The organism is Undibacterium sp. Dicai25W, from assembly GCF_049340505.1.
Lineage (GTDB): Bacteria > Pseudomonadota > Gammaproteobacteria > Burkholderiales > Burkholderiaceae_D > Undibacterium > Undibacterium jejuense.
On the sequence record NZ_JBMPOQ010000013.1, the window covers coordinates 25,723 to 39,863 of the forward strand.

Annotated in this window: 12 protein-coding genes; 4 read left to right on the forward strand and 8 right to left on the reverse strand. The window is 44.8% G+C overall.

The features are described from left to right. Window positions 1-52: 52 nt before the first annotated feature. From ACO0KY_RS14200 to ACO0KY_RS14210, 3 genes are all read right to left on the reverse strand, one after another. Window positions 53-1,189 (reverse strand): glycerophosphodiester phosphodiesterase, encoded by a 1,137-nt coding sequence (locus tag ACO0KY_RS14200; RefSeq protein WP_423047074.1) that lies wholly within the window; start codon window positions 1,187-1,189, stop codon window positions 53-55. A 12-nt stretch (window positions 1,190-1,201) separates the two neighbouring features. Continuing rightward, a complete protein-coding gene (locus ACO0KY_RS14205; RefSeq protein WP_423047076.1) occupies window positions 1,202-3,622 on the reverse strand; it encodes a TonB-dependent receptor in 2,421 nt (806 codons plus the stop codon). A 174-nt stretch (window positions 3,623-3,796) separates the two neighbouring features. Then, window positions 3,797-5,374, reverse strand: a complete 1,578-nt coding sequence (locus ACO0KY_RS14210; protein ID WP_423047078.1) for a mechanosensitive ion channel family protein — start codon at window positions 5,372-5,374, stop codon at window positions 3,797-3,799. A gap of 307 nt (window positions 5,375-5,681) precedes the next feature. On the opposite strand from ACO0KY_RS14210, the gene ACO0KY_RS14215 reads away from it, so the two are divergent. Next, on the forward strand, window positions 5,682-6,431 hold the full coding sequence (locus ACO0KY_RS14215; RefSeq protein ID WP_423047080.1) for a tetratricopeptide repeat protein: 750 nt from the start codon (window positions 5,682-5,684) through the stop codon (window positions 6,429-6,431). Window positions 6,432-6,700: 269 nt separating this feature from the next. On the opposite strand, the gene ACO0KY_RS14220 is transcribed toward ACO0KY_RS14215, so the two are convergent. From ACO0KY_RS14220 to ACO0KY_RS14235, 4 genes are all read right to left on the reverse strand, one after another. Further along, window positions 6,701-6,847 carry a hypothetical protein gene (locus tag ACO0KY_RS14220; RefSeq protein ID WP_186913667.1) on the reverse strand — a complete coding sequence of 49 codons (147 nt, stop codon included), beginning with the start codon at window positions 6,845-6,847 and terminating at the stop codon, window positions 6,701-6,703. 247 nt (window positions 6,848-7,094) lie between these two features. Next, entirely contained in the window at window positions 7,095-7,457 is a 363-nt protein-coding gene (locus ACO0KY_RS14225) for a hypothetical protein (protein ID WP_423047082.1), read from the reverse strand. 16 nt (window positions 7,458-7,473) lie between these two features. After that, a complete protein-coding gene (locus tag ACO0KY_RS14230) occupies window positions 7,474-7,647 on the reverse strand; it encodes a hypothetical protein (RefSeq protein WP_423047084.1) in 174 nt (57 codons plus the stop codon). 568 nt (window positions 7,648-8,215) lie between these two features. Further along, entirely contained in the window at window positions 8,216-9,121 is a 906-nt protein-coding gene (locus ACO0KY_RS14235; RefSeq protein WP_423047191.1) for a LysR family transcriptional regulator, read from the reverse strand. 171 nt (window positions 9,122-9,292) lie between these two features. Between ACO0KY_RS14235 and ACO0KY_RS14240 the strand changes: the two genes are divergently transcribed. Beyond that, the gene (locus ACO0KY_RS14240) at window positions 9,293-9,931 is read left to right on the forward strand and encodes an NAD(P)-dependent oxidoreductase (protein ID WP_423047086.1); all 639 of its coding nucleotides are present in this window, start codon (window positions 9,293-9,295) and stop codon (window positions 9,929-9,931) included. Window positions 9,932-9,983: 52 nt separating this feature from the next. Here ACO0KY_RS14240 and ACO0KY_RS14245 read toward each other — a convergent pair whose 3' ends face one another. Then, window positions 9,984-10,592 (reverse strand): TetR/AcrR family transcriptional regulator, encoded by a 609-nt coding sequence (locus ACO0KY_RS14245; RefSeq protein ID WP_423047088.1) that lies wholly within the window; start codon window positions 10,590-10,592, stop codon window positions 9,984-9,986. A 349-nt stretch (window positions 10,593-10,941) separates the two neighbouring features. Here ACO0KY_RS14245 and ACO0KY_RS14250 point away from each other — a divergent pair, with 349 nt between their 5' ends. Then, complete coding sequence (locus ACO0KY_RS14250) at window positions 10,942-12,036, forward strand: MBL fold metallo-hydrolase (protein ID WP_423047090.1); 1,095 nt, start codon at window positions 10,942-10,944, stop codon at window positions 12,034-12,036. A gap of 189 nt (window positions 12,037-12,225) precedes the next feature. After that, entirely contained in the window at window positions 12,226-14,103 is a 1,878-nt protein-coding gene (locus ACO0KY_RS14255) for a DUF3857 domain-containing transglutaminase family protein (protein ID WP_423047092.1), read from the forward strand. Window positions 14,104-14,141: the final 38 nt, after the last annotated feature.

A 14,141-nucleotide genomic window follows, 5' to 3' on the forward strand; every position in this document is an offset into this window, starting at 1 on the left:
GCCAATATCTGATTGTACAGATATTGACCTTTTACTTTAAGTTTGTCAGGGCTTATCCAGAAATCGCCTTGCGTGCAACGGCTGAATCATCAGAAAAGAATCCATCAATACCCTCAGCGAGATAGGTTTTGATTTCGGCAATCGAACCAGCCTCATTACGTGCGTTTGGTCCATCAGCATTGCGGAAATCTGCCGCCAAAAAGCAATTCTCGGGACGGAAGGTGTAGGTATGCACCAACAAACCAGCAGTATGTGCATCCGCCACTAAAGACGTCGGTTTAGCCAATTTTCCATTGGCCTGAACCGGAATCACCGCCCTGTGAGGTGGCGCTACAACATCGGCATAAACTGCGATGTCACGTAACCCCTGCGCACTACACATTCGCTCAAATGTCAGAGTACCACCAGCTGCGACCACATCAGCAGGACGTGCATCGCCCATGTAAACCAATTGCATCAGGCGCGTATTCGGACGTCGTCCTATCAAACTACGCAAGTACTTCAAATTGGCAATTTCAAACGATTGAATTTCTAATGGGCAGCGGCGCGTATATTCGTGGGCATCTATACTTTTCAGAAAACGATCTTCAAGTGGCAAACCCAGACTGGCAAAATACGTAGAATGCTTTAACTCAGGAATCAAGCCGATGACTTTACCGGTGGTTGCTGCAGTCGCTGCGGCAAAATCGATAATTTCATCCCAGGTCAATATCTGAAACATCCCATCGTATTGCGTGTTTTGCGGTCGAATTTTTGGCAATCGTTCCACCGCACGCAAGGTCTTTAATTCTGCCAGAGTAAAGTCTTCTGCATACCAACCGGTACGGGTTTCGCCGTCGATAGTTTTGGTGATTTTTTTGTTTGCAAACTCAGGACGCTGTGCAACGTCTGTGGTCTCACTTAAAAATGCTTCGTGTCGTGCAACTAACACGCCATCTTTGGTAATAACCAGATCGGGTTCGATGTAATCAGCGCCATCCACAATCGCTTTGGCATACGATGCTAAAGTGTGTTCGGGACGCACAGCGGGTGCCCCGCGGTGTCCGAACAAATCTATTTTGCGTTTTTTGCTTTCTGGCTCTATTTTTGAGCCAGCAACTGCAGTAGCGATCCCACCCCATGTAGCCACACACATGACCGCAGCACTATTAACTGCAGTCTTTAAAAACTTTCTGCGAATTTGTGTCATGCAAACTTTCTATTAAAACTCTGCGCCAAAGGTGACAAAGAACTGGCGAGGAGCAATTGGATACGTATTGTATGTACCACTTGCTGCACCAACGACGACAGCTGTCGCACCTGTTCGTTGATTCAGGTTAGTCACATTCAAACGTAGTTTCGCATTTTTCATGAAGCCACTCGACAAGGACGGCAATTTCGCGGTGACGCCAAGATTCATCATAAAGTAACCACCGACATACAAATCATTCGTGTAAGTTGCATAGCGACGACCAACATAATCACCCGTCAATTGTGTTTCAATGTCACCAAAGGTTGCCGTTGCCACGAACTTATTCATCCATTGCGGCGCACCTGGCACTTGCTTGCCGGATGTTTGTACGACAGCGCTACCATTGGTATAGTTGTCTTGATAGACCGAGCGGTTATACGACAAGGCATTATAAAAACTGAAGTTTTTACCGAAATGCAGCGTTCCGGCAATGTCGATACCATCCGTAGTCACGCTACCGACGTTAGCGAGGACAGGGTTACCACCGACAATTGCCGTAATCACTGCCGTTGGGCTGATTTGCAAAATACGATTACTGAAATCAACGTGATAGACGTTCACCTGACCATCAATTTTATCCAAAGCACCTAACTGCACATCGCGTTTGCCACGAATGCCCATTTCATAGGTGACCGAAGTTTCTGGCTGCGCGGTATTCTTAAACAGGTCAAATGCAGACTGGCTTGCCAGGCTCCACGGAGATGCACCACCAGCCCCATAGGTCACAAACTGGCGCATATTTTTTTGAATATTGACGAAAAATTGATCCCGCGGGTTGATATCCCACAAGACGCCTAATTCAGGCAAGAACCATTTTTTGGTATCAATTTTTCCGACTGGCAAGGCTGTAGAACCACCTGCAATCGCACCAGGCAAAGGCTGTACCGGGAACAATCCTTCGGCAAATTGCAAACTCGATTTAAAACCAGCTTGCAAAGCAAGGTTCGGCTTTACGCGCCATTCGTCTTGAACGTGCAATTGCACCACATCGTTCGTTATATTGCTGCCGTATTGGGTAATCAAAGGATTGCTAGGACGTTGATACGGCGTACTTGGATTGTTCACGTCCAATGCAAACCAGCGACGATACGTGGAAGAATTATTGTGCTCCCACCAGCCACCAAACTCCAGTTGATGATCACCCAGATCCATACGAACATTGGAAATGATACCGGGTCGATTAATGACATATTCGGTAGCACGGGTTGCATAACCGGAGTTACCAAAAATCTGTTTCAGATTTTGATTAGGGAAGTAAACGCCAAACAAAGCGGGCAAACCTGCCGCACCTATAGGACCTGCAACGACACCAACACCATCATCATGATGGAAGTAGACTTGATTCGTCCAGGTGGTAGTCTGATTCAAATTCCAGTCGTATTTTGCGTACGTCAAAAAGTCAGTGCGTTGCGCGTCGCTGTAATAGTTATGGTAATTTGCACCATCGGCCGCTGGAGTTGCGCCTTTAGGTGACAAATAAGTTAACGCAGTGGCAAAATCCGGATACAAAAATGCTCTTGTGTATGGAGCACTACTCTCACCAGCAACATGCACAGTCGCATCTTCATTCGGTTCTATTTTATCGCTGTAATTGGCAAATACGGTGAGCTTACCAGTCTCGGAATTATGAACAAACTTTCCGTTGAATTGATTACCACCTTGTCTGCCATCAAAGTCCCAGGCACGCGCTTCATGATGCAAGCCAGAAATGTAAGCGCTGTTGCCATCACCAAAATTACCTGTATCAAAACGGACAAAAGTACGTGATGTGCTATAGCTACCAACTGTTTGTTGAACGCTGGTGGTTCTGGTAGCTAAAGGATCGCTGGAGAACACTTCAATCGTTCCACCCAGATTGCTGGTTGATGGCGTTGCCAAATCACCGGCGCCAGAGGACAAGACGACATTGCGCACGTTTTCACTGATCACTGCACGCTGTGGCGACAAACCATTGTAATTACCGTATTGCTGGTCACCAAGCGGCACGCCGTCCATGGTATAACCCAATTGTTGCCCGCTAAAACCATGCACAAACAAAGTTAGATTTTGTTCATTATTTCCCCATGGATCGGCAGTAGAAAAGCTCACACCTGGCAAGGTTTCTATGCCTTTTAATGGATTAGTCCCAGGTAATTGACTTTGCAACTCTTTTGCACGCAAAGAAACGGACGAACGTGTACTTTGAGAAGAAATTTCTACGGTAGAAACGCTATTGTCCACCCCTTCGATTTTCTTTGCATCCTTGGATACCTGATTATCAGCACTTGCGACAACCGTCGTCGATTGCGCTGCGGCAAAAGACGAGAAAGCCATTAAACATGCTGCGGACATTACCAACAAAGGAAAATGGCCGGGCTGACCCGGCTTAGATTTCGAAGGGGAGGTTTTCATGGTTTAATCAACGCTTGATTCAGTGGTTAAAGTAAATTGCTTGCAAGTTTCTTTTAAGCAACTGCAAAATTGCGTGTAGCTTAATTACTTTTTATGACCACGAAATGACCATGCGTTATCCATTTGCAAAAATGCCTCTCCATTAATTTTATTGCTTTTCATAGAGAAGTATGACTATGAAGGTGACGCTGGTTCCTTATACCAATTGCTCTTAGCTACCACTTTTTCGTGTTCTGGATCACCAAGATAATGTGGCGACATAATCTGTACTCCATATTCATTGAACACATCCTGAATGTTGGCATGTAATTGATTCATCACCTCAGCCCGAGGTCTCGGATCTGTCGGAATCGCCTGACATACCAGTAAATACTCGGGATAAAAATCAGATAATGCGGTTTGAAAAACCTTGGGTGAAGGTTCCGGCAAAATGCCGGGTGTTCTATGCGCCGCCTCAATCAACATTGCCTGCACTTGCCGCCACGGCGTGTCGTAACCGATCGTCACTTTAGTATCGACTACAAAACCATCACCAGAAACAACACGTGAATAATTCTTGGTGACACTGCTCAACACGTAAGAATTCGGCAGCGTCAGTTCGACGCCCATGCCATTCCGTATCCGCGTGCTAAACATGCCAAGCTCAGTAATCGTCCCGTCATGCTCGCCGATACGGATAAATTCACCTTTGCGGTAAACTCTTGAATACGTCAGTATCAACCCACTGGCTGCTTGTCCAACCAGGCTGGACGCTCCCATCGACAACATCAAACCAACCAGTACTGATACGCCTTTGAACGCTTCCGTCCCAGAGCCAGGCAAATACGGATAAGCCATCGCCAATGCAAACAGCCAGACCGCGATGATCGCTATGCGGCGTGTTGGGCCAACCAGATCAGCATCCAACCACGCGATCTCTATTGACCGGTTTTGCACCAGGTCAAAAAAGTGCCCCATGCCCTTCGCAAATAATTTAGCGAGAACAAAAATCACACATGCGACAAACAGATCAGGAATCGCTCTCAAGATCGCGCCACCCAACATCAATACCAGGCCAAATAAATAACCGTTCAGATGTTCGCCCCAAGGACGCGTAAACGGAAACTGAGACATGATGACACCTAGCCACTGGTAACTGAGCAACAAGATGATGAGCCAGGTCAATAACTGAAACACCTTACGCATGACCCAATTGATGCGCTCTCTGCGTAGCAGTAAGACACCTACATCATTCAGCCCAGCCATTTTTTCATGTGCAAAATTGAGCAATTTTCGTATTGCAACCCGGCGCAATTTGATGAGCAGCCAGATTAAGCCAACATAAACCAGGCTTGCCAGCGCAGCGTATCCTAGCGCATGTAAAATACTCCTCAGGCTATGGCTCTCCCGGATCTCACTCAATGACTGATTGAGTGCTTTGACAGCATTCTCAGCCACACTTTCTAGTGTCTCCTGTTCATAGGGATCAATATCTTCCGGCGAGATATAAAAACTTCCCGCACCATCAATTTGTATCAGCATACCGGGAGCCACCACTACCGCTTTAGCCTGATGGTCACCAGTCACTTCAAGCTGTTGGGTGATACGCGCTTTCGCTCGCAGCACCCGCTCGGATGGATGCATGCCAAGAACCGTACTGCGAAACACCACAATGTCGCGATTAAAAACACTTAGTGTCGCTTCATCGGTTTTCTCGTGGTTATCGGTAGTAGATAACTCAGTGGCATGCAACATGCTTGTCAGCAACAGCATGAAAAGACAGCACAACAAATGGTAGATTTTGAATATTTTCATTTTTGAATTAAATCCGTCAATCGAAAAAACTGCGCTGAGTAAATGAAAGACAATCTTATCAGCAAGCCTGAGAGAAAATCGAAGAAACTCTATTCCGGCTTCTTTCACGCAACAGATTTGAATCTATGCTTGTTTGACAATCATCACCAAGCAAAGGTGAGTGAACTTTTTAGATCAGGATCAAAAAAATATTGCTAAACTGACCTACAATAACTGCAAATTCCAACTACAATGAAATTTCCATGTTCTCCTCATGGAGCAAATAATGACTTCCCGTAATTATAAATTTCCTCTGACTATCTCTAGCGTCGCATTGATCGCGTCCTTGGGCATAGCCTTGCATTTTGCTTATGCCAATGAGAGCGAAGATGGTGCAAGTAAGTATCAGGACAATGACTTTTCCGCAGCTGCGGAAGCGTTTCAGGCTGCGGCCGACAATGGCGATGCTGAAGCACAAACCAGTCTTGGGATCATGTATCTGAAAGGCGAAGGCGTTGACGAGGATGAAAAGAAGGCACTAAGCTTATTTGAGAAAGCCGCAGCGCAGGGCAATGTGCGCGCCGAAGTCAATCTGGGCAGAATGTATGCCAAAGGCAAAGCCGGATTAGTACCTAATTATGGCATCGCTGTCTCATGGTTTGATAAAGCCGCGACCCAAGGATATGCCGATGCGCAATATACGCTGGGTGTGCTGTATGTGACGGGTAATGGCGTCCCTCTGAATTACAAAAAGGCACAGGAATTATTCAGCAGTGCCGCAGATCAAAACAATGCCAGCGCGCAATATCAGCTTGGTTTGATGAATTTCAAAGGCAAAGGAATGCCAGTCAATTTCACCGAAGCCTACAAATGGCTATCGTTAGCAGGCGACTATGATGATGCCGCTGTCTATCGCGACTTTGTGTCACAAAAAATGTCGAAAGAGCAAGTGGAACAAGCGGTGGCCCTGGCTGATGATTGGAAGCAAGATCAGGAACAAAATCAAGATAAAAATAGCGAAAAAGCAGGAAAATAAAACACCTCCGCCAATACTTTTGAGGCGGCTCTGACTGAAAATTTTCTTTGAGCCACTCCAATCGCTCGAACTTGTGTTGAAGAATTAGTGTCCCAAGTTCAGGTTCATAGGTCAATCACAAAGGCAGGATTGTGTAAAGCCTAAAGAAAACTAAGAACGAATACATCGGCATACAAAATCCATGTCGATGTATTCGATATGTGCAGGAAAATCCCGCTTAGTATTAAAAATACTTCAAAGTAAAATCAATATCAAATTCAATGATGAAATTAGCGCTGAAACGGACGATGCGCGTTCAACCATTTGATTGATGTTAAAAATATGCCACCTAAGGTACCGTAGGTTTTATCTTCTTTTTCAAGTGAAATTTGTGGGTAAACTTCTGGTAAGCCACTAACGAGGTATGCGAAATTCATGATGTTCTGCTCCAAAATAAATGAAGTGTCAGAACAGTTCGCCTGATCCTTTAATCGCGCAGAATATGTCCGCCTCGACCTGGATTAAGTTTCACCACTCTGCACTTTTTTAATAAAAAATTTTTAAGAATGTTCTACAACTACTATCATCAGTCATATTAACTCCCAGTTCGTTGATCGGAATCTGTACATATGTGCAGATTAGCTTCGCATGAAAATGAAGATCATTCCTATAGAATTTTTAAATTCATTTTCTGCCATTTCCAACAGCCGCACTCCAACGGATACTACGTACGCTGCCTTCCAGACCCAGACGGCTGACCATCTGAACCAGATGGTTACGGACATTTTCTGCGCAACGTACTTCGATATCAAAGACGGCCAATCCTTGCACATCTTGAGAAATATAATCAAAGCGCTCTATCGTTCCCCCTATCGATACCAAAGACTGGCGTACTAAGGTTTCGACATACTGAATATCATCATCACGAAAAGTGGTGCGAATGTGATATAGCGGTGCGATATTTTTGACCGGCATTCTCACCACCGCTTCCCGGTGTGAGATTGAGATTTGTTGAAATACAAAAGATGCTAAATCAATGAGTGTCATGTTGACCTCCTCATTCTTATTCGTTGTGACGTGTAAGAACACGCGAAACGACACCCACCATTCCCCCAACAACTGGAATTGAAGCTGGAAAAACATGTGTCATTACATTGAAGCAGCGACCGATAGGTGTATCAGCGTCACTGCTGGCTAGCGCATGACGAGCGCTGTTGATGAGTAAGTACCATTCCATTGCAAAATCCTCCGCAATAATAATTCGCAACGTACAGGCGAACGACAGCCTCGCACCTGGCGAATTAAAGAAAAACGCGCGCAAATAAAAACGGTTAGCACTGACACGACGAACACGAGGCTACAAACAGAAAGCCGTGACCGAGCGCAAGAATGCGAATTTATTTGAACGAAAAAAAGCTTAGAGCTGGGAATGTTTGCTGACGAAGAAATCGTCGGGAAACTATAGCCTGCATTGCGCACGCTAGAGATAAGAGCTGGTCTATCAGGAGTGTGCGGAAATGACGGGGCTAACCCATCCATTTAATTGATAACGACAACTACTACAGTCCACAATGGAACTCCTATAAAACGCAATGGGCGAATTGTAAGCGCCTTAATTTTAAGGTGTCAATAAATAATTCCAAATTTTTATAAATAATTTTTTGAAGATGAACCTCGCCAAAAAGTTTGAACCTGAAATTTTCAAACCACACCTGACCTTGAACTATAGTTGTACAGATAAGAAACGCCATCACATCAGTTTTTCTTTGCCACCTCAACGTCATTTGATCGTGATTTTTTTTGGCTCAAATATAATTACGATAAAAATCAATGAAGGCTCTGATCTTCGCAGGCACTAAACGCCCCGGTGGTAACACTGCATAAACCCCACCTACTGGCAAAGACCATTCTGGAAATAATCGAACCAACTTACCCGCATCAATTGCCGTTTGCGCTGTAAATTCGTCGAGCACGGAAATCCCCGCGCCGTTCTGCACAAGCGCCAATAAAGCATTGAGCGCATCCACTTGCAGGCGCGATTTCACGTGCACGGTTTCGACGCCCCCCATAATGTCGGTCATTTTCCATGTCAGTGGCGTCGGCAATAATGATAAAGCGACCCACTCGTGTCGTCGCAGATCCTGGAGCTGCTTTGGTTCGCCATACCGTTTCAGATATTTCGGCGCTGCGACCATGAATTGCTGAAACTCGCCGAGCTTCATCGCTCTTTGCGATGAGTCACGTAACCATCCCATACGAAATGATAAATCTATTCCATCAGAAACCAAATCTCCAATTCGATCGGCCAATCGTAAATCGATCCGTAATCGTGGATGTAATAATGCAAAGGCAGCGATAACCGGAGCCAGCTTCTGTGCGGTAAGATTGACTGTCGAAGATATACGTAACACCCCGGTCAATTCACCGTAACTGGTTTGATCACTTCCTGCCTGAAACAATGCTTCACGTAATCCTTGCAATAAAGGTTGGCATTGTTCATGCAAAATACGCCCGGCTTCTGTGAGCACAATTTTACGTGTTGTCCGTGTGAACAAAGAGCAGGACAATTGTTGCTCGAGGCGGCTAATGCTGATGCTGATTTTTGCTTTGGCGACGTCAAGCCGTTCGGCAGCGGCTGTGAAACTGCCCGCCTCGACCACCGCACCAAAAATACTAAGCATATTTAAATCAATCTGATCCGGGCTCAACATACTATCCACATACGGTCATAACGAGGGTTTATCTTACCATTCATTGATAAGAATATGAAAACAAAGAATTATTAATTAAATCATTTATCTATCCAATTTTTAATGTCAGACTTCGATTTATGAATCACACCATTCAGATACTTATTTAAACTTTTTTCGGAGAATAGCAATATGAACATCGCACTCATCGGTGCATCTGGCTTTATTGGTTCGGTTTTATTAAAAGAAGCCGTGTCACGTCAACATCAGGTGACCGCATTTGTCTCACACCCAGAAAAAATTTCTGCGACTATTCAGGTGGCAGTTCAGGCAACGGATGTTCAAAACCTGCCACAACTAACTGAACAACTACAAGGCTTTGATGCGGTCATCACTGCTTTCAGCGGTCATGCAAATGAAGATGTGGTTGGCTACTATGTATCTGGTATTAAAAACATTATTCAGGCAGCCAAAAATACAAACGCTATGCGCTTATTGGTCGTCGGTGGTGCCGGTTCCTTAGAAGTTGCCCCGGGGATGCAAGTCATGGATCAGCCAGGGTTCCCAGACGCTTATCGCGCTTCCGCTGAAGGGGCACGCCAGGCATTAAGCTTATTACGCGAGGAAACGAGTCTGAATTGGACCATGCTATGCCCTTCAGGCATGATAGAGCCGGGGCAGCGTACGAATCAATTCCGACTTGGCAAAGACCAGTTATTGATCGCTTCAGATGGCAAAAGCCATATTTCTGTTGAAGATTATGCGCTTGCGATGATCAATGAATTAGAGCAACCAGCCCACGCCTATCAACGCTTTACTGTAGGTTACTGATCAGCATAAGACCTGCTGGGCAGGTTTAACTTTCATCACAAAAGCGGCCTGCTTATTTGCCGTAATACCGCAAAAACATGTTTGCCGTGGTCTGGATCAAGACTTGTTGCTGCTCTGTTGAAAGGATAGGCTGCCCCATGGCAACTTGCGGCCAGAAAGCGATAGCTTTGATTTGACCGAGCAACATATCTGCCATCAGCGCCGGATCGCCGGCAATCAATTTGCCATCTTTTTGGGCGGCTTTTATCCAGGTGACAATACTCAATTCATTTTTACTGAGCTTCTCAACCATATCGCTGGCACGTTCCGGGGTATGAATGGTGGCGGCCACAGCCACCCTGGAAAGATCCAAAAAATTTGGATCACATAACATCAGCATCTTACGCGCCAGATAGCCTTCCAGCAGGCTTTGCATGGCGATCTCGGCTGAATACGTGACAACTTCTTGCGTCGCAGTACTGTGCCACAATTGCATCAGAATCGCCGAAAACAATTCCTCTTTACTTGGAAAATGGTTGTACACCGTCCGTTTTGAAACCGCCGCAGTGGCTGCTATCTTATCCATACTGGTCGCCTCATAACCGTTTTGGCGAAACTCCGTTATCGCAGCTTGTAAAATTGCTTCGCGTTTGCGGTCAGTTTGGCGCTGCTGTTGAGTCATTGTGTTAAACCAATAGAAAAGAAAGAATTAAAAAGACGCCGCCGAGCTCTATTCCCCGACTTGAACTTCGCTTGCGGGTTGTTTTGCCTCGTAAATCGCTGAGAAAGTAAATATATCGATAAGCGAATAAACAGATAAGAAAATATTTTACACTATGTAGTTTACTTTTCTAAATTTAAAAACTACACTGTGTAGTGTAATTTCAAATACCTGGCATCAATACCATGAGCAAAAAAGCGCTCTCAAAGAACGCATTTTCTCCATTTGTAGTATAAAAAGAAACCAGAAAAAAAGAACACTTGCTGCCAGGTATCCAACGTAGACAAATCGGTACATGACGACATTCAGGATGAGTAAAATGACTTTGAATACCTCAGTAACTGCAACATCACAAGCAGAGACAAGCACTACACCAGAGTTCAACGCAAAAAAGCTGGGACTCAAGTACAGCAATCAAAAGCAAATGCGTGAGCCTGGTTTTTTTAAAAATCTCTCATTAGCCTGGCGCTTCTTGTTTAACAAGCCAAAAAATACAGTTCCTCAAGGCAGCATTCCCGTCCATGAATTAAGTCGTGCACAATTGCTTGCCGCCCCAGACGCCACACTTTTCCGATTGGGACATTCGACTATCTTGTTGAAATTGCAGGGTGAATTCTTTCTGACTGACCCTGTATTTTCCGAACGCGCCTCACCTTTTCAATGGATGGGACCAAAACGTTTTCATCAGCCACCGATCAACATTGCCGACTTGCCACCAATTAAAGCAGTGATTTTGTCGCATGATCATTATGACCACCTGGATCATGCAGCGGTTCTCGCTTTAGCGCACAAAACTGAACACTTCCTGACCACGACCGGTGTGGGTGACAGATTAATAAAGTGGGGAATTGCTGCAGATAAAATCCAGCAATTAGATTGGTGGCAAGAAACGGCGGTACATGGAATACGCTTTGTGGCGACACCAGCACAACATTTTTCGGGTCGTAAATTAAACGATCGTGACCATACACTATGGGCGTCATGGAGCATTCTGACACCTGAGTTAAAGATTTTTTTTAGCGGCGACTCTGGTTATTTCAAAGGTTTCAAAGAAATCGGTGAACGCCTTGGACCTTTCGATTTAACCCTGATGGAAACCGGGGCGTACAACAAACTCTGGCCTGACGTCCACATGCAGCCAGAAGAATCACTGCAAGCGCATCTCGATTTAGGTGGAAAACATTTACTACCTATCCATAACGGCACGTTTGATTTATCGCTGCACGCTTGGTACGAACCATTTGAACGCATTGTTGATCTCGCAAAACGTCATGGTGTAAAAATCAGTACGCCGCAAATGGGCGAAGCGGTGGACATCGCAGAACCCCAAACCGGTCAGCACTGGTGGCGATTTAACCATACAGTGCGGCACCCAGTTAGTCTTCATGCTGCGATCACTGAATAAAATTAGTACTAATTTAGTGATTTATGACTATTTCCAATGAAGAGAATGTAAATTATTTATTGTAAAATCAACACAAAATTAAATCGCGTGGGTACGGATTTACACAAATATCAGGTGAATTGAAGTTTTTTTGATTCGAACGTAATACTCATTTCTTACTTTTCATAATCTCGCTAGTGAAGCATATCTATGTTCAACAATAAAAAGTTGCTCGCAATTAGTATCGTATCGATTTTCGCTACTCCATTTACGGCAAATGCAGAAGGTGAAGGACATTATCGTTCTTTATTTCAACATACTGATGTGACCATCAATGCGGATAGCACCAGTGTCGTGGATGAAGAATACATTTGGCGCGGAGTTGATCAGCAAGGTGCGAATGGACTTGGTCAGCAGTACCTGAGTTTTGATCAAGACAAACAAGAATTAGAAATAATAGAAGCAGAAACCATACGCGCCAACGGTGAGAAAATCAAAGTACCAGCATCTGACATCAAGTTACAGGATGGTATGTTGGGAGGCATTTCCTATCCACACAGAAAACTGTACCAGATTACTTTTTCCAAGCTATCTCCTGGAGATGCAATACACCTGCACTATCGTCAAAAGCAAACCAAGCTCGACTTACCGGGTGGTGATTCGCACAGTGCATACTATAACCGCGATGTCATCCGCGATAACACATCGTATTCGTTACATTATCCTGAGAATATGCCATTGCACATTGCAAGTAATGAACTTGATAAAACTGAAGACAACATTTCTAACGGAATACATACTATTAAGTGGACACATCACAGCACCGATACCAGGACCAATGATCCAAATATGGTCAATGCCTGGCGTCAAACACCATATGTCATGATCAGCAGCTTTAAAGACTTGAAAGCCATCGCCGACGCCTACCAGATTGGAGCGACAGAAAAAGCCCGCATAACACCAGAGGTACAAGCGTTGGTAGCAAGCTTAGTTCAAGGTCATAGCACTGACGCAGATAAAGCAAAAGTAATCTACGACTGGGTAAGAAAGAATATCCGCTATGTGGCAAGTTATATTGGTGATGGTGGCTTTGTCCCGAATGACACTAAAACCATTTTAGAAAAGCGTTATGGCGACTGCAAAGACCACGCAACGATCTTAGAAGCACTACTTGAAGCGAGTGGCATCCCAACCTCGCAAGTACTGATCAATGCCAGCACCGACTCCTACACGATGTTGCCGATTCCGGTCTTTAACTATAATCACGCAATAAACTATGTACCAAGTTTGAATTTATTCCTGGATTCCACCTCGGATCAGACACCCTACGGCTTATTGCCGGAAATGGATACGAGTCACACTGTGTTAGTTACCAAAAATTTCAAAGAGGTGAGCCAGACGCCACCGATTTCTACCGGTGGATTTAAAATGCTACGTCAGACAAAAATCGATCTGGCAGTTGATGGCTCAGCAACCCGCACGACGGACATTACTGGATATGGACTGGCAGCGGTTTCTGTGAAGACGCTCCTTGATGGAATAGGTCCCGGAAAAGAAAGTGATTGGGCGCGCAAAACTTTAGCTAATTCGGGCATGCATGGCACGTCTGAATTCAAGGCATTGCCATCCAATGACCCTCTCAAACTGTCATATCGCTATACTGAAAAAGTCAGTAACTTCATCTCGCAACCAGAAGCCAGCACAATCAACTTTTACGTCGCTCTGCAAGGCCCGATTGCTGCAGGAAGCATCCTGCGTCGATTTACAGAAAAAGACAGAAAATCAGATTTCAAATGCGATGCTTTTGCAATTGAAGATCAGGTAGAAATCAATCTGGCACCGGAATTGAAAGTGTTATTCGTGCCTAAAGATGTACACATTAAAGAGGGAGACATTTTCTTTGATGCTGTTTATCAGCGCCATGGTAATACATATAGCGTCAACCGCACTTGGGGTTCCACATCGACCAAAGCTTGGTGCGCGCCAAAAGAGTACGATGCGATGAAAAAAGCCATGAACAATATCGACAAAGCTATTGGTGGGCGCTTATTATTTATGAATAAAAATGAAGCTCGTAGCGATCTGTAATTCCGCAAAAATTTCGCAAAATATCTAAAAGAATGAAG